This is a genomic window from Pandoraea horticolens, from assembly GCF_902459555.1.
Taxonomy (GTDB): domain Bacteria; phylum Pseudomonadota; class Gammaproteobacteria; order Burkholderiales; family Burkholderiaceae; genus Pandoraea; species Pandoraea horticolens.
Window position 1 is genome coordinate 163190 of sequence record NZ_CABPSM010000006.1, and the last position, 16756, is coordinate 179945.

The 16756-nt window shown below is 65.2% G+C and carries 17 protein-coding genes; 16 read left to right on the forward strand and 1 reads right to left on the reverse strand.

Features of this window, described 5'->3' with window-relative positions; genetic code table 11:
* The first annotated feature begins 11 nt into the window (after positions 1-11).
* The 6 genes from fliD (at position 12) to PHO31112_RS12295 (ending at position 6168) form a co-directional block, all read left to right on the forward strand.
* The gene (gene fliD / locus PHO31112_RS12270) at positions 12-2117 is read left to right on the forward strand and encodes a flagellar filament capping protein FliD (protein WP_150620766.1); all 2106 of its coding nucleotides are present in this window, start codon (positions 12-14) and stop codon (positions 2115-2117) included.
* 22 nt (positions 2118-2139) lie between these two features.
* On the forward strand, positions 2140-2574 hold the full coding sequence (fliS, locus tag PHO31112_RS12275; protein WP_010807702.1) for a flagellar export chaperone FliS: 435 nt from the start codon (positions 2140-2142) through the stop codon (positions 2572-2574).
* The gene (locus PHO31112_RS12280) at positions 2567-2905 is read left to right on the forward strand and encodes a flagellar protein FliT (RefSeq protein ID WP_150620767.1); all 339 of its coding nucleotides are present in this window, start codon (positions 2567-2569) and stop codon (positions 2903-2905) included. Before fliS ends, PHO31112_RS12280 begins: the two co-directional genes overlap by 8 nt.
* 24 nt (positions 2906-2929) lie before the next feature.
* Positions 2930-4351 carry a flagellar hook-length control protein FliK gene (gene fliK, locus PHO31112_RS12285; protein ID WP_150620768.1) on the forward strand — a complete coding sequence of 474 codons (1422 nt, stop codon included), beginning with the start codon at positions 2930-2932 and terminating at the stop codon, positions 4349-4351.
* Complete coding sequence (locus PHO31112_RS12290; RefSeq protein ID WP_150620769.1) at positions 4348-4713, forward strand: EscU/YscU/HrcU family type III secretion system export apparatus switch protein; 366 nt, start codon at positions 4348-4350, stop codon at positions 4711-4713. The genes fliK and PHO31112_RS12290 overlap by 4 nt, the downstream gene beginning before the upstream one ends.
* Before the next feature lie 309 nt (positions 4714-5022).
* Positions 5023-6168, forward strand: a complete 1146-nt coding sequence (locus PHO31112_RS12295; protein ID WP_246178105.1) for an ATP-binding protein — start codon at positions 5023-5025, stop codon at positions 6166-6168.
* Between the two features lie 149 nt (positions 6169-6317).
* On the opposite strand, the gene fliE is transcribed toward PHO31112_RS12295, so the two are convergent.
* The gene (fliE, locus tag PHO31112_RS12300) at positions 6318-6653 is read right to left on the reverse strand and encodes a flagellar hook-basal body complex protein FliE (protein ID WP_039366487.1); all 336 of its coding nucleotides are present in this window, start codon (positions 6651-6653) and stop codon (positions 6318-6320) included.
* A 337-nt stretch (positions 6654-6990) separates the two neighbouring features.
* Between fliE and fliF the strand changes: the two genes are divergently transcribed.
* From fliF to fliO, 10 genes are all read left to right on the forward strand, one after another.
* Positions 6991-8679, forward strand: a complete 1689-nt coding sequence (gene fliF, locus PHO31112_RS12305; protein ID WP_150620771.1) for a flagellar basal-body MS-ring/collar protein FliF — start codon at positions 6991-6993, stop codon at positions 8677-8679.
* Complete coding sequence (gene fliG / locus PHO31112_RS12310; RefSeq protein WP_039366481.1) at positions 8666-9664, forward strand: flagellar motor switch protein FliG; 999 nt, start codon at positions 8666-8668, stop codon at positions 9662-9664. Before fliF ends, fliG begins: the two co-directional genes overlap by 14 nt.
* 19 nt (positions 9665-9683) lie before the next feature.
* Positions 9684-10343, forward strand: a complete 660-nt coding sequence (fliH, locus tag PHO31112_RS12315) for a flagellar assembly protein FliH (protein WP_150620772.1) — start codon at positions 9684-9686, stop codon at positions 10341-10343.
* Entirely contained in the window at positions 10337-12067 is a 1731-nt protein-coding gene (gene fliI / locus PHO31112_RS12320; protein ID WP_246178107.1) for a flagellar protein export ATPase FliI, read from the forward strand. The genes fliH and fliI overlap by 7 nt, the downstream gene beginning before the upstream one ends.
* A 12-nt stretch (positions 12068-12079) precedes the next feature.
* Positions 12080-12532 (forward strand): flagellar export protein FliJ, encoded by a 453-nt coding sequence (gene fliJ, locus PHO31112_RS12325; RefSeq protein WP_150620773.1) that lies wholly within the window; start codon positions 12080-12082, stop codon positions 12530-12532.
* Positions 12533-12549: 17 nt separating this feature from the next.
* On the forward strand, positions 12550-14010 hold the full coding sequence (locus PHO31112_RS12330; RefSeq protein ID WP_150620774.1) for a flagellar hook-length control protein FliK: 1461 nt from the start codon (positions 12550-12552) through the stop codon (positions 14008-14010).
* Positions 14011-14211: 201 nt separating this feature from the next.
* On the forward strand, positions 14212-14694 hold the full coding sequence (fliL, locus tag PHO31112_RS12335; RefSeq protein ID WP_150560214.1) for a flagellar basal body-associated protein FliL: 483 nt from the start codon (positions 14212-14214) through the stop codon (positions 14692-14694).
* A 7-nt stretch (positions 14695-14701) separates the two neighbouring features.
* Entirely contained in the window at positions 14702-15700 is a 999-nt protein-coding gene (fliM, locus tag PHO31112_RS12340) for a flagellar motor switch protein FliM (protein ID WP_150620775.1), read from the forward strand.
* Complete coding sequence (gene fliN, locus PHO31112_RS12345; RefSeq protein WP_150620776.1) at positions 15700-16140, forward strand: flagellar motor switch protein FliN; 441 nt, start codon at positions 15700-15702, stop codon at positions 16138-16140. The genes fliM and fliN overlap by 1 nt, the downstream gene beginning before the upstream one ends.
* Complete coding sequence (fliO, locus tag PHO31112_RS12350) at positions 16137-16742, forward strand: flagellar biosynthetic protein FliO (RefSeq protein WP_246178110.1); 606 nt, start codon at positions 16137-16139, stop codon at positions 16740-16742. The genes fliN and fliO overlap by 4 nt, the downstream gene beginning before the upstream one ends.
* Positions 16743-16756 lie beyond the last annotated feature (14 nt).

A 16756-nucleotide genomic window follows, 5' to 3' on the forward strand; every position in this document is an offset into this window, starting at 1 on the left:
GCGAGCAATTTATGGCGACCACAGGCAGCAGTACTACGGGCTCAATTTCGTCACCGGGCATCGGCTCGGGGCTGAACGTGAACGATCTCGTCACCAGTCTGATGCAGCCGGCGACGAAAAAGCTCAACTTGCTCAAGTCGCAAGAGGCCAGCTATCAGACCAAGGTCTCGGCACTCGGCAGCCTGCAATCGGCGCTGAGTTCGTTCCAGTCCTCGCTCTCGAACCTGTCGTCGGCATCGTCGTTCCTTCAGATGACCGCCACGGCGGGCGATGCGACATTGCTGACCACGTCGGCAGACACCACGGCGAAAGCCGGCAGCTATACCATCAACACGACGCAGTTGGCGCAGGCGCAGAGCCTGTCGACGAACGGCGTGTCGGACCCCGCCGCCTCGATCGGCAGCGGCACGTCGACCAAGCTGACGTTCAGCTTCGGCACGATTTCGGGCGGCACGCTTGCCAACGGCACGTACACCGGCGCCAGCTTCTCGCCGAACGCGCAGCAAGCGCCGTTCAGCGTCACGATCACGAACACGAACAACTCGCTTCAAGGCATTCGCGACGCCATTAACGCCGCCAACGGCGGTGTGACGGCCACGATCGTCAATGACGGCAGCGCCACGCCGAACCGCCTGGTCCTGACCTCGACGCAAACGGGTCAGACCATGAGCATGAAGGTCGACGTGGCCGCGGGGGGTGACGCCACGCTCACGAACATGCTGGCATACGATCCCGCCGGCACCCAGAACCTGACGCAGACGGCGGCGGGCCAGAACGCCAACCTGACCATCAACGGCCTGGCCGTGTCGAGCCCGACCAACACGGTGAAGAGCGCGGTGCAGGGTCTGTCGATGAGCCTGCTCAAGACCGGCACGACCACCGTCAGCGTGAGCAATAACAGCGACGGTGTCACCAAGGCCGTCAACGATTTCGTCAGCGCCTACAACACGCTGCATTCGGCCATCGGCAAGCTGACCTATTTCGACAAGGCGAGCGCCACGCCGGGCAGCACCTCGAACAACAACGGCCCGCTGATCGGCGACACGACCACGCAGATGATCACCACGCAGATCCAGCAGATCCTGAACGGCAAGTTGCCGGGGGTCTCGGGGTCGGTGCTGACTTCGCTTGCCGATATCGGTGTGACGTTCCAGGCTGGCGACGGCACCGGCAGCGCCACGGATACCTCGGGCCAACTCGCGGTCGATACGACCAAGCTGCAAAAGGCCATCACCTCGGGCGGCTTCGCCCAGCTCGCCTCTTTGCTGGCCACCAACGGCACGTCCACCGACAGCCTGATCAGCTACCAGAATTCGACCAGCAATACGCAACCTGGCCAGTACGACGTGGTCATCACCCGCCTTGCGACCCAGGGCACGCTCACGTCGAACGCCACGCTTGCCGCGAACACGGTCATCGACGGCACAAACAATACGTTGACGGTGCAAGTCGACGGCAAGAGCACCTCCATCACCATCCCGAACGGCATTTACACGCCCGACAAGATGGCCGCCGCCTTGCAGGCCGCGATCAACGGGAACTCGCAGTTCGCGGCAAACGGCTCGACGGTGACCGTCAAGCAGACCGCCGGGGTGTTGTCGATCACATCGAACCGTTATGGCTCCGCCTCAAACGTGCGCGTCACGTCGGGCAACGCCATGACCGCGCTGTTCGGCACCGGCGTTTCGCCCAGCACCGATGGCGTGGACGTCGGCGGCTCGATCGGCGGTGTGATCGCCACGGGCAGCGGTCAGTATCTGACCGGCGCGGCGGGTTCTCCGACCGATGGCCTCAAGATCCAGGTCACCGGCACCAACCTCGGCAATCGCGGCACCATCAAGTTTTCGCAAGGCTATGCGTCGCTGCTGTCGAACCAGGTCACCAATTTCCTGAGCGCCAAGGGGGCCATCAGCACGGCCCAGTCGAACCTGAACGCCAGCATCAAGCAAGTGCAGCAGCAGGAAAGCGACTGGCAGGACCAGATGACGCAGATGCAGAACCGCTATCTGGCGCAGTTCACCGCGCTCGACGCGACCATGTCGAAGCTGTCGAGCACCAGCGACTACCTCAAGCAGGTGCTGGGCGGTTCGTCTTCGTCGTCTTCGTCGTCGAAGTAGGCCCGGCTCCCGGAGATCGCTCATGTACGGTCAAAACGCCGCCAACGCCTATCGCAAGGTCGGGCTCGAAACGGGTGTCATCGCCGCGAGCCCGCATCAGCTCATCACGATGCTGTTCGACGGCGCCAAGGCAGCCCTGACGAAGGCCCGCGTCCATTTTGAAGATGGCCGCATCGCGGAGCGCGGACAGGCGCTCTCGAAGGCCATCGGCATCATCGGCGGACTGCGCGACGGCCTGAACATGGATGTGGGCGGAGAACTGTCCCGTAATCTGGGCGATCTGTACGACTATATGGGGCGCCGCCTGCTCGAGGCCAATCTCGAGAACGACGTCGCCAAAGTACGAGAAGTCGACACCCTGCTCGACACGATTGCATCGGCCTGGCGAGAGATCGCCCCGGCAGCCGGCACGGGTGCCCCCGCCGCACAGGCGGGCACCGGGGTGCGTTATGAATGAAGTAACGACCTTGCTGAACTGCTACGAGACTATCGCGGGTCTCACGGAGCGCATGCTCGGTGTGGCGCGCGACGGCGATTGGGACGCACTCATCGACCTCGAAACGCAGTACCGTACCCAGGTCGATGCGATCAAGCAACTTGACGCGGCCCTGCCGCTCACCGACGATGAGCGTACGCGCAAGCACGCCATCATCCGGCGCATTCTGGCCGACGATGCGGCGATTCGCGACCTCGCGGTGCCGCATCTGGCGCATCTCGACGCAATGATCAACAACACGCGCCGTCAACGTGCCCTGCACGAAGTCTATGGCCTGAACCTAGGCACCTGAGGCGTCCGCTTTTCGGAGTAAGGCATGGCCGGTTTGGACTCGGTGCTGGCCACAACGCTCGCACGGCGACTCGATTCACTGCTCGGTCTTGGGCCGGGAGTGTCATCTTCCAGCGCCCCCAGTGCCGTCGCCGGCACGCAACCGACGGGCGACGCGACGTCCGCCCTCGGCGACCTCGCCACACGCACCTCCCCCACCGCCATCGCTCTCGGCAATACGCCTGCGCAGAGCGCCCAGCGACTGCCTACCCCCGTGCAGCAGGCAACGCTTTCCGCCGCTGCACGCACCATCGATACGATCCTGCGGCTCGCGCCGGATTCGCCCGGCCCCGTGCAGGCGAGTGCCCCGGTGTGGCCCGCCGCTCCCGGCACCGGCGCCCCGGCCCTCGCACCGCTTCTGGCCGCCGCGCTAAAGGATGCGCTGTCGACAAGCGGACTTTTCTACGAATCGCATCTGGCGCAATGGGCGTCCGGCAGCCGCTCGTTCGAGCAGTTGCAGGCTGAACCTCAATTGCGCTGGCCGGCATCGGCCAATCTGGCCGCGCAGTTGCGCGCGGCGGGTGCCGACGCCACGCTGCCGGGCCCCGGTCCGTTAACGCGCTTATTGGGCCCCGCAGCGGCAGAGGCTGCACTGACGGCTGCGTGGCCGGTGCCGGGTCCTTCCGCGTCGCCGACAGCGAGCCCCGCTGCCGCGCAGACAGGACTTCCCGGCCAGACCACCACTGGCAATGCGGCCGATGGCGGTCTGCACGCCGCCGCCAATTTGCCCAATACCGCGAACGCGCTGGCGCATGCCGCGAGCGTGGCGCACACCACGAGCAGCGTGCTGCCGAGCGGGCGCGAGAGCGATGCGCTGCTCGCTGCGTCTGCCGACGACAACACCCCCAGTGCCACACCGCACGGCCCGGCCGGCGCTATCGCCGCCGTTGCGAATGCCCCCGCTGAGAGTGTGGCGCTGGTGCGCCAGCAGCTCGACATGCTGGTCAATCCGCAGTTTCAGTGGAATGGCGCGGCATGGCCGGGCGCCCCGATGGAATGGCAGGTCGAAGAGCGCGCCGGGCAGCCTGCACCGGGTGAGGTCTCGGCCGCATCCACATGGCATACGCATCTGCGTTTGACGCTGCCGTCGCTGGGCACGGTCGACGTCAATCTCGGCTTGTCGGGACAACAATTACAGGCGCGTCTGCTGACGGACTCCGCGGCATCGGCGGATTTACTGTCGCACGAAGGCGAGGAGCTGCGTCAACGACTGGCTGCGGTCGGTCTCGTCGCGAGCCAATTGTCGTTCGGTGCGATGAGCGGCGAGCGCGATGCGGAATCGGCGGGTATCGATGCGCCGCCGGTGAGCATCGCCGCGGCAGCGGCCGTGGCGGGCGGAACGGCTGGCGCGCCGGCCTCGTCTGCCCCGTCATCTGGAGAGAGTTCACCGCCGGGAGGTGAAGCATGACGTTGCCACCGGAACGCCGGGCCGCAGTCGCGCTGGCCTACGGCGCGAAAGACACGGCGCCGCGCGTGGTGGCGAAGGGCTACGGCCTGCTCGCCGAGACCATCGTGCGCACGGCACGTGAGCACGGCCTGTATGTCCACGAGTCGCCTGAGCTGGTGAGCCTGCTCACGCAGGTCGACCTCGATCAACGCATTCCCGCACAGCTCTATCAAGCGGTCGCGGAGTTGCTGGCATGGCTCTACAAGCTCGAAGCGGGCCGAGGTGGAAAACCGCCGGCGCTGCCGCCGGGCATCGTTCCCCCCGAGGGTCAGGCAAGCCCCGGCGCTGCCGTTCCGCCCGCCTCCAGCGAACCGTCCGCCTGACAACGCAGGCGCTAGGTCGCACTGCGATTGATCAACTCGCGTACGGCGTGACGTTTCCGATTTCCGGTCAACGCCGTTGACGGCTTGATCGCGCCAAACCCCTGCCAGCAAAGGCTCACACGTCGCCCTTGATGTGCATCGACGTGTCCGCGTCGGCTCGAATCAACGGATCTCACTAGCATTTCCCCATGCGTGGCACGGTGTCGCTGCCGCGCACGAGCCTTTTTCCGAAATCGTTTTCTCTCCCTTATCAATATGGACGGCATCCTTAGCCCCTTTAATCCCGGCGCTGGCGCAGCACCGCCAATCTTGTCAGGACGTGACGCAATCCGTGAAGATGTTCGTATTTGCGTCGAGCGTCTTCGTATTGGACGTCATTCCAACGGTCAGTTGCTGATCGGCCTGCGCGGTGTTGGCAAGACGGTGTTGCTTGAGCGTCTGCTTTTCGATGCCGAGCAGCAGGGTGCGATCACCGTGCATCTCGAAGCGCCAGAGGTGAAATCGTTACCTGCGTCGCTCGCACTCTCGCTGCGCGTCGCGCTCTTGCGCATGAGCCGAACGCAATCGGCAAAGGACGCTGTCGTTCGCGGCTTGCGAGCACTTGCAGGATTTGTCGGCGGCCTGAAGGTCACGTACGGCGATATCGAAGTCGGTCTGGACTACCCACCCGAGCCCGGTCTGGCGGATTGCGGCGATCTCGAGCTGGACCTCTGCGCGTTGCTTGTGGAATCCGGACGCGCGGCGCAGGCAGCGCAAACGGTACTCGCCATTTTCATCGATGAACTTCAGGGCATGCCGCAACGGCAGTTGTCGTCATTGCTTTACGCGCTTCATCGATGTACGCAATATCGGCTGCCTGTGATCCTCATCGGCGCGGGATTGCCGCCTTTGATCAAGAAGATCGGCGACGCCAAGTCCTACGCCGAGCGGATGTTCGAGATCCACGATATCGGTCCGCTCTCGGACGCCGACGCACGCAGCGCGATCGCCTCCCCGGCAAAGGGGGCGGGCGTAACAATCGCCTCGGACGCATTGGACGAGATCGTCGAACAAACCGGTGCCTACCCGTATTTCCTTCAGCAATGGGGGAAACTTGCGTGGCGAGCGGCAAGTGAAAGTCCGATCACTTCCGAGCACGTCAGACGGGTATCAAGTTCTGCGGTCGACGCGTTAGACAGGCACTTTTACCGCTTCCGCCTCCATCGGTTGACCCTCCTGGAGCGGCGGTATCTCCGCGTCATGGCGGAATTGGGTGAAGGGCCTCACGATCCGCAGACGGTGGCGGCCGAGTTCGGCGAACCCCTCGAAGCGCTCGAATCCATCCACGGCGACCTCATCACCAAAGGCATGCTGTACAACACCTTGCTTGGCGACGCCGCCTTCACCGTGCCGCGCTTTCATGAGTTTCTGAAACGTGCCATGCCGGAGGTGCCGATGCACGCCGATGCGGCGTGACGGAAAAGCCGGCGCATTCACCGCTCGACGGGACGACCGTCCTTTCTGTCCGGTGACAACAAAAAAGCCCCGTCACTGGACGGGGCTTCTTCAGGTATCGGGACCGACCCGACCCGCTACCGCGTAAAGCGGCAGCCGGTCGAACGACCTCACACCTGCATATTCATCACGGTTGTGTAAGCAGAAACGAGCTTGTTGCGAACTTGCAGGCTCATCTGAAAGCCGATGTTGGCTTTTTGAAGATCGACCATGACGTCATTGAGCGCCACGCCCGGCTCGCCCATTTCGAAAGCGCGCGCCTGGGACTCGGCGCCGTTCTGCGCCGACGACACGCGCTTGAGCGACGCTTCCAGCTCAGACGCGAACCCGCCTGTCGCCGAAGCGGCACCCGCGCCGGCGTTGGACGTACCCATGATCGAGCCCGCCGCCTGCGACGCCACGCCGCCCAGCTTCTGCAATACCGATTCGATCCCCGGAATGGCCATGTTGCTTGTCCTCAATGAGCGCCGGCTGCGCGCGAGATCGCGCTGCTTCGACCAGTTTGCCTTTTATCAGTCACGTCGGAGATTACCACCCTATGGCAAGCCGCCAATACCTTAATTAGCGGCAAAACACCCGCCTAATCCACGGAACGATTCCATATTCGCCAACGAATAATCAGGACCATCGGCATCGTGCGCACCGGGAACCGGACCTTTCCAATCCTTAGCGCCCTTGGAACGTGAACGCGATGCCACGCGTACCCGGAGAATTCTGTCGCATGTTAGTGAGCACTTCCACCGCGATGAACGTCGTATCAACGCCACTGGCGTGGAGCCGCGCATGAACGCCGCCACCCAGACGGCGGACGTTGCCGCCAAGCCGCCCCTGCTGGCGCAGTTGCGCTCGCGCGAGCGCCTGCCGTTGCTCATCGGCGGCGCGGCGCTTATCGCCTTGCTGATTGCGGTATTCCTGTGGAGCCGTGCCCCTGACTACAAGGTGCTTTACAGCAACCTGAGCGATCGCGACGGCGGGGCCATCATCACCTCGCTGCAACAGATGAACGTGCCGTACAAGTTCGCCGAAGGCGGCGGCGCCATTTTGGTGCCCACCGAACAGGTGCACGACGTACGGCTGCGTCTGGCCTCGCAAGGCCTGCCCAAGGGCGGTCTGGTCGGTTTCGAACTGATGGACAACCAGAAGTTCGGTATCAGCCAGTTCGCCGAACAGGTCAATTACCAGCGTGCGCTCGAAGGCGAACTCGCCCGTTCGGTCGAATCGTTGTCGGCCGTGCAGGCCGCACGCGTGCATCTGGCCATCCCCAAACCATCGGTCTTCGTGCGCGAGCAGCAAAAGCCGAGCGCTTCGGTGCTCGTTACGCTGTATCCAGGCCGCGTGCTGGACGACGCCCAGGTCAGCGCCATCGTTCACATGGTCGCCTCAAGCGTGCCGGAACTGCCGGTCAAGAACGTGACGGTGCTCGACCAGAACGGCAACCTGCTCTCTGCGCAAAGCGGTAACGCACTGGGCCTGGACGCCAGCCAGCTCAAATACGTTCGCGAACTCGAGCAATCGTACGCCCGCCGCGTCGAGGCGATCCTGAACCCGATCGTCGGCCCGGGCAACGTGCACGCACAGGTGACGGCGGACATCGACTTCAATCAAGTCGAGCAAACCTCCGAGAACTACAAGCCGAACTCGGGCGAGCAGGCTGTGCGCAGTCAGCAAAACAGCGAAGCCTCTCAGATCGGCATCACGCCGCCGGGCGGTGTGCCGGGTGCGCTGTCGAACCAGCCGCCGGGCCAGGCCACGGCGCCGATCACCCAGCAACAGCCGCAGTTTGCGCAACAGACCGCCGCCAATCCGGCAAGTGCCGCCAGCGCCCCGCAGGGCCCTCGCAGCGATCGTAAGGACGCCACGTTCAACTACGAGGTCGACCGCACGATTCGTCATGTGCAGCAGGCCACGGGCGGGCTGAAGCGCCTGTCGGCGGCCATCGTCGTGAACTATCGCCCCGGCACCGACGCGAAGGGTAAGGCGGCCATGGTGGCGCTCACGCAGGCACAGCTCGACCAGATCCAGAATCTGGCGAAGGAAGCCATTGGCTTCTCGGGCCAGCGCGGCGACACGCTCAACATCGTCAACAGCCCGTTCACGGTCGAGGCAGACCCGGAAGCCAACCTGCCGTGGTGGCGGCAGCGTCAGAACATCGAACTGGCCAAGCAAGTCGGCAAGTGGGCGCTGATCGGGCTGATCGGCATCTATCTCTGGTTCGGCGTGATACGTCCGGCCATCCGCAAGCACCTGACCCCGCCGCCACCGGCCGAGCCCACGCTCGCCGGTGCGGCAGGCGGCGCCGCGGGTGCCGAAGGTGCCGAGGGCGAGGGCGCCGACGGCGAGCCCGGTAAACAGGGCGAACTCAGCGCCTACGAGCGCAACTTGCAGTACGCGCGTCAGGTCGCGCGACAGGATCCGAAGATCGTGGCAACGGTAGTCAAATCATGGGTGGGTGGTGGCGATGAGCGCGGCTGAGGGACTCCAACGCAGCGCCATCCTCCTGATGTCGCTGGGCGAAGACGAAGCGGCGGAGGTCTTCAAGTACCTCGCGCCGCGTGAGGTGCAAAAGCTCGGCGCGGCCATGGCCTCGCTGCGGCAAGTCACGCGCGACCAGATCGCCGACGTGCTGCAGGATTTCGTGCTCGAAGCCGAACAGCACTCCGCGCTCTCGCTCGACTCGTCCGAGTACATCCGCTCGGTGCTCAACAAGGCGCTGGGCAACGACAAGGCGGCGGGCCTGATCGAGCGCATTCTGCAAGGTGGCGACACCAGCGGTATCGAAGGCCTGAAGTGGATGGATTCCACGGCGGTGGCCGAGCTGATCCGCCATGAGCATCCGCAGATCATCGCCACGATCCTCGTTCACCTCGACCGCGATCAGGCGTCGGAAGTGCTGGCGCTCTTCACCGAACGTCTGCGTAACGATGTCGTGTTGCGTATTGCCACGCTCGACGGCATTCAGCCGGCGGCGTTGCGCGAACTCAACGACGTGCTCACCAAGCTGCTCTCGGGCAGCGAGAACATCAAGCGCAGCCCGATGGGCGGCGTGCGCACGGCGGCGGAAATCCTCAACTATCTGGGCGGTGTGCACGAAGAGTCGGTCATCGAAGCCGTGCGCAATTACGACTCGGACCTCGCGGCGAAGATCGTCGAAGAGATGTTCGTGTTCGAGAACCTGCTCGATGTGGAAGACCGCAGCATTCAGGTGCTGCTCAAGGAAATCGAGTCCGAGTCGCTCATCATCGCGCTCAAGGGCGCACCGGTCGAACTGCGCGAGAAGTTCTTCAAGAACATGTCGGCGCGTGCGGCCGAACTACTGCGCGAAGACCTGGAATCGCGCGGTCCGGTGCGTGTCTCGGAAGTCGAGGCCGAACAGAAGAAGGTGCTGCAAGTGGTGCGGCGCCTGGCCGATCAGGGCGCCATCATGATCGGCGGCCGCGGCGACGACGCTTACGTGTAACCGGACGGGGCCCGCGCGTATGTCGACCATCATTCCGAAAGAACGCCTCTCTGCCTGGCAACGCTGGGAGATGGCGTCGTTCGACCCGCCGCCGCCCCCGCCACCGCCGCAACCGAAGGCGCCCAGCCCGCTCGAAGATCCCGCGCTAGTGGAACAGATTGCCGCCTGGCGCGAAGCCGCGCGTGCCGAAGGCCACGCGCAAGGGTATGCCGCCGGTCAGGCCGAGGGCTACGCCGCCGGACAGGCAGCGGGCCAGCACGAAGTCGACGCGCGCGCCGCGCAACTCGCCGATATCGCGCACGGCTTCGGCACTGCCGTGAACGCCATCGACCGCGAAGTGTCCGAGCCGCTGCTCGGGCTGGCGCTCGACATCGCACGTCAGGCCCTGCGTCAGACACTCACCATCCATCCGGAAACGCTGCTGCCCATCGTGCGCGAGCTGCTTTCCAACGATCCGCTCACCGGTTCGCCGCGTCTGCTCCTCAACCCGGAAGACGTCGCACTGGTCGAAGCCCACGTGGGTGCGGAACTGCGCGCCGCCGGCTGGTCGGTGCGCGCCGACTCCACCATCGAACGCGGCGGCTGCAAGGCCGAGGCCGCGAGCGGCGAAGTCGACGCCACCGTCGCCACCCGCTGGCAACGCGTGATGGCCGCGCTGGGCAAGGATCTGCCATGGTGAACGCCGAACTCACCCCGCTCGCCGCCCATGCGCCGGTGCTGCCAGGCACCGAGAACACGCATGACGAAGCAACGTCGGACGCATCGCACTCGCCCTCCCCGGCGAACGACGGCACGACGCCTTCGGTGCGCCTGTGGGATGAGATCGACACGACCCAACACACCGTGCAGGCCGGTGCGCTGCAACCCGACGATCACGACGAAGCGCCCGAACCACCTCAGGCCGAGCTAGGCGCGACCGCCGAATCCGGCACTATCGACACCGCCAGAGGCACCGTTGCGGCCTCCTCCGCGCCAAAGGCGGCCGTGCATGTCCTGGACGCTCGCGAGATCGCACGCGACGCGCATTTGCGCCGCTGGCAGAACACGCTGCGCGAACGCATCGCCCACGTGCACGCCGTCGAGCCGACCCGCCGATGCGGCCGCCTCACCCGTGCTGCGGGTCTCGTACTCGAAGCCGTCGGTCTGCGCCTGCCGGTCGGGGCGGGCTGCCTGATCGAACTGCCTGTGCACGACCCCTCGCGCGAGCCGGCCACAGCCGAAGCGGAGGTCGTCGGTTTCGGCGGCGATCGCCTGTTCCTCATGCCGCAGACGGAAGTCGCCGGCTTGCTCCCCGGCGCACGCGTGTTCCCGATGGAGCCGGCCGCCGACGGTCCGCTTGCGAATCAGCGCCACAACGGCAAACGTCTACCGGTCGGTGAAGCGCTGCTCGGCCGCGTGGTCGATGCCGCCGGCCGCCCGCTCGACGACTTTGGCCCGCTCGGCCTGACCGATAGCGCCTCGCTCGCGTCGGCGCCGATCAACCCGCTGGGCCGCGCGCCCATCGAATCGGTGCTCGACGTTGGCGTGCGCGCGATCAACTCGCTGCTCACCGTCGGACGCGGCCAGCGCATGGGCCTCTTTGCCGGCTCGGGCGTCGGCAAGAGCGTACTGCTCGGCATGATGGCTCGCTTTACGCAGGCCGAAGTCATCGTCGTCGGTCTGATCGGCGAGCGTGGCCGCGAAGTGAAAGACTTCATCGAGAACATTCTCGGACCGGACGGTCTGGCGCGCTCCGTTGTCGTGGCGGCGCCCGCCGACGTCTCGCCGCTGCTGCGTCTGCAAGGCGCGGCGTACGCCACCACGCTGGCCGAGTACTTCCGCGATCAGGGCAAAGATGTACTGCTCATCATGGACTCGCTCACCCGTTACGCCATGGCACAACGCGAAATCGCGCTGGCCATCGGTGAGCCACCGGCCACGAAAGGTTATCCGCCTTCGGTGTTTGCGAAGCTGCCGGCGCTGGTCGAGCGCGCCGGTAACGGCCCCGACGGCGGCGGCTCGATCACGGCGTTCTATACCGTGCTCACCGAAGGCGACGATCAGCAGGACCCAATTGCCGACTCGGCCCGCGCCATTCTCGACGGCCACATCGTGCTCTCGCGCCAACTGGCGGAGTCGGGACATTACCCGGCCATCGACATCGAACAATCGATCAGCCGTGCGATGGCCGCCCTCATCGACGACAGCCAGTTCGACAAGGTCAGGCGCTTCAAACAAATGCTCTCGCGCTACCAGCGCAATCGCGACCTCATCAATGTGGGCGCGTACGCGCCGGGCAGCGACCCGATGCTCGATCAGGCGATCGAGCTATACCCCCGTCTCGAGAGCTTCCTGCAACAGGGAATGCGTGAGCGGGCCAGTTACCCGGAAGCCGTGCACCAGTTGCAAGGTCTGTTCCATTAAGCGGAGGCGGCCATGAACTCCACCCTGCCCCTCAAGTTGCTCATCGAACTCGCCCAAAAGGACGTGGACGAGGCCGCACGGCTGCTCGGCGAACGCCAGAGGCAACGCGCCGAAGTCGAGCGTCAGCTCGACTCGCTGCGCGAGTATCGTCACGAGTACCGCACGCGAATGCAGACGGCGACGATTCAGGGCATGGCGGGCTGCGACTGGCGCAACTTCCAGCAATTCATCGATACGCTCGACACCGCCATCGGCCAGCAAGCCATGCTGCTCGAACAGGCGGAGGAGCGTCTCGCGGCCGCGCGCCGCGAATGGCAGGCGCAGCAGCGCCGCCTGAACTCCTTCGGCACGCTCGCCTCGCGCGAAGCCGCCCGCACGGCCGTGCGGGTCGCGCGTCGCGAGCAGAAGGAAAACGACGAGTACGCCGCGCGCAGCCTGCGCCGCCGTGCCGAATCCCCGATTTGAAGGAAAAGGAAACCGACATGTCGATTCTGAGCTTCCTCACCGATTCCGCGGCTGCCGCCCAACAAGCCTTGAAGGCCAACCGCGCCGGTTCGTCGAACACCGACGACAGCGGTGTGCTGCCCTTCTCCGCCGTGCTCTCGCAGCAGACCCGCCAGAACGCCCAGCCCGCCGGCAGCGCAAACAACGGCACGCCGCAGGCGAGCCAGAGCAATACGTCCGGCAACGCGCCGGGCAACAACGGCAGCACGAAGGCGGCCGACAACGCCGCGAACAACAGTGCATCGGCCGGCCAGACAGGCCAGGCGGGGCAGACGAACGCTTCGAAAAGCCCCTCGAAAACGACGGCCGCCGCTAACGACAAGGGCGACAAGAGCGATAAGAGCAATGGCGCCGACGACGAGGTGCACGCCAGCGCAGCGCCCGGCGATCCGGCGGCCGCCCTTGCCGTGGCGCTGGCCGCCATGAACAACGCGCCGCTCCAGCCGCAAGCACCGGTGCCGGCAAGCCCGACCGACACCAGCGCAACGGACGGCAAGCCCGGCACCGGCACGGCCATCGCCGCCGCCGTGAACGGTGCATTGCAAGCCGCCGGTGCTGCCCAACTGACGGGCCAGCCGCCGGCCGGCGCTACCGCAGCCGACGCGAAGACCGCGCCCACGACCGCCACCGCGAGCGCACCGGCCAACGGCACGGTCACGCCGGCAACGTCGAACGCCGGCAAGACCGGCGGGATCTCGCTCGACGCGCTGGCCAAGAACGCCACGACCGCCCCGGCAACCGCCGCCGCACAATCGGCGGCCACCGACGCCAAGGCAGCCGTGCCCCCGGCGGGTGCAGACGCCCAAGCCGCGCAGCGCATGGCCGACGCAATGGCATTGGCCCAGGGCAATCGCGACGCCGCCGCACAAGCCACCACCGCCGCCACGCAGGCGGCTGCCCAAGTCATGCAGACGGCCACGCCGGCCGTCGACGCCCAGCCGCAATTGCAGGTGCAGGCCAATCTGCCGGCAGCGCTCGCACTGAACGCCCGCGTCGGCACGCAGGACTGGAACAACCAGCTTTCGCAGCAAGTGGTGTGGCTGTCGTCCGCGCATGCACAGACTGCGCAACTGAGCCTGAACCCGCCCGATCTCGGCCCGCTGCATGTCGTGTTGAACGTGGCGAACGACTCTGCGCAAGCGATGTTCGTCTCGCAGCACGCGGCGGTGCGCGACGCCGTGCAGGCCGCCCTGCCGCAACTGCGTGAAAGCCTCGCGAACAATGGCATCGCGCTGGGCAACGCGACCGTCAGCAGCGATAACTCGCAGCAGCAGGCGTTCGCACAGCAAGGCGCAAACGGGAATGGCAGCGGTAACGGACAAGGCAATGGCAACGGACGCGGCACGCCGGGCTTCGGTCAGGCCGACGACGCGGCGCTCGCCACGACCGTGAGCGTGCCGGTGCGGGCGAGCAACGGCCTCGTCGACACGTTTGCCTGATCTCCCGAACCGGACAGCAACACTTGGATGGCGGTGAAGCCGCGCGCAAACCAGCGCAACCGGGCACCGCACTACCCTAAAGCAAGCGGGTTTTTCTGCCGTTAAGACAAAGACGCGAGTTAGACGCGATTGTCCCTTCTTTTCGGCCGATCACCCCTTGGCGGGTTAGCCGACAATCATTACCCAATAGCAGGCGAATACATGGCAAATCCCGCACCGACGCAAGCCGCGGCCCCCTCCGGAGGTGGCGTGCGCAAATGGATTCTGTTGATCGTTGCGGTAGCGCTTATGGCTGCCGCAGGGGCGGCAACGGCTGTGTATTTGCTCACCGGACGTAGCGAAGCGGCAAAAGCACCGCCGCCCCCGCCGCCGCCCGTCTTCGTTGGCATGGACCCGTTCACGGTGAACCTGTCGGGCGAAGACGGCGAGCGATACCTGCATATCGGCCTCTCGCTCAAGGTGGCGGACGCCGAAACGCAAGCTCGCATCACGCAGCACATGCCCGAAGTGCGCAGCCGCGTGTTGCTGTTGTTGTCGTCCAAGCAGCCTCAGGATCTGGCCACGATCGACGGCAAGCGCCGTCTGGCGAGCGAGATTCGCACGCTGGTCGCGCAGCCGTTTGCGGCCAACATGCCGCAGCAGGCCGTGGGCGAAGTGCTGTTCACCGCGTTTGTAATTCAGTGAGTGATTCATGGCGCATGAGGAGTTCCTGTCGCAGGAAGAAGTCGATGCCCTTCTGAAGGGTGTCACCGGCGAGCAGGATGACCGGTCCGAGTCGGAAGTCTATTCCGGCATCAGGCCATACAACATCGCGACGCAAGAGCGTATCGTGCGCGGGCGCATGCCCACGCTCGAGATCATCAACGACCGCTTCTCGCGACTGTTCCGCATTGCGCTGTTCAACTTCATGCGCCGCAGCGCCGAAATTTCGGTCAGTCCGGTGCGTGTTCAGAAGTACAGCGAGTTCATTCGCAACCTGCCCGTCCCGACCAACCTCAATCTGGTTCACATCAAGCCACTGCGCGGCACGGCGCTGTTCGTGTTCGATCCGAACCTCGTGTTTCTGGTGGTGGATAACCTGTTCGGCGGCGACGGCCGGTTCCACACCCGCGTTGAAGGGCGCGATTTCACGCAGACCGAGCAACGCATCATCGGGCGCCTGCTCGATCTGGTGTTCGAGAACTACGGTGCGTCGTGGAAGCCGGTATATCCGGTCGAATTCGAATATGTGCGTGCCGAAATGCATACGCAGTTCGCCAACGTCGCCACGCCCAACGAGGTGGTGGTCACGACCACATTCGATATCGAGTTCGGTTCGGTCGGCGGCGAATTTCACATCTGCATGCCGTACTCGATGATCGAGCCGATGCGCGATCAGCTCTCGAGTCCGTTGCAAGGCGAAACGCTCGAGGTCGACAAGCGCTGGGTGCGTCTGCTCTCGCAACAGGTGCAGGCGGCCGATGTCGAAATCGTGACCAACCTCGCCCAGATCGACATGACGCTCTCGCAGTTGCTCAACATGCGCGTAGGCGACGTGATTCCGCTCGACGTGCCCGAGGTGCTGGAGGCCAAGGTCGACGGCGTGCCCGTGATGGAATGCAATTACGGCGTCTTCAATGGTCAATACGCGCTGCGCGTGAACCAGATGATCAACCATTCGCACAGCGATTACACGAAGGACAACGAGTGATGAGCGATACCCCTCAAACGCCTGGTGAGGACGCCCAGGCCATGGCGGACGAGTGGGCCAGCGCCATGGCGGAGCAGACGTCTGCCGAGCCGGAGCCCGCTAGCGCGCCGCAACCGGCCGCCGCCCCTGTGTTTCAGCCGCTTGCCGCCACCGCGGGGAATCCCCCGACGGCCACGCACAACGACATCGACCTGATTCTCGACATCCCGGTGCAAATGACCGTAGAACTGGGCCGCACGAAGATCGCCATCAAGAACCTGCTGCAACTGGCGCAAGGTTCCGTCGTGGAACTCGACGGCATGGCCGGCGAGCCGATGGACGTGCTGGTCAATGGCTGCCTCATCGCCCAAGGCGAAGTGGTGGTCGTGAACGACAAGTTCGGCATCCGCCTGACTGATATCATCACGCCATCCGAACGCATCCGTAAGCTCAATCGATGATGGCAAGAAAAGTCCACGGCAAGCCCGTGCGGCGTGCCGTGGCAAGCGCCACGACCTCTCGCACCACCTGCACCGCCTCCCGCCCCTCCCGCGTGGCGCACGCCGCGCAGGCGACGGCGCGAGCCTTCGGCGCTCTGGCTCGCCGCCGCAGCGTCGGCGGCCTTCTCGGCCTCGCCTTCCTGACGATCTCCAGCGCGCACGCCCAGAGCCCTGCCTCGCAGGCGGCGGCCGTGCCGAGTCTGGGCGGTGCTGGCATCGTGCAGACGGGGCTGGGCCTCGTGCTCGTGCTGGCCCTGCTGTTCGGGCTCGCGTGGCTCGCGAAGCGCTTCGGCCTGCAACGCCCGCTGGGGGGCGGCAATGTGCGCATCGTCGGTAGCGCCGCCGTCGGTCAGCGTGAACGTGTGGTGGTCGTGGAAGTCGCCGGCGACTGGATCGTGCTGGGTGTCGCCCCCGGTCAGGTTCGCAGCCTGCATGTGATCGACGCCGATCGCGTCGCCGACATGCCTGCCGCGCCTACCGTTGCCCAACCGGGCGCGCAAGCCAGCCGCGCGGCGCAGGCTTTTGCGCAAAAATTGCGCGAATCGATGAAAAAGGATTCCTGATGTTGCGTGGCTTG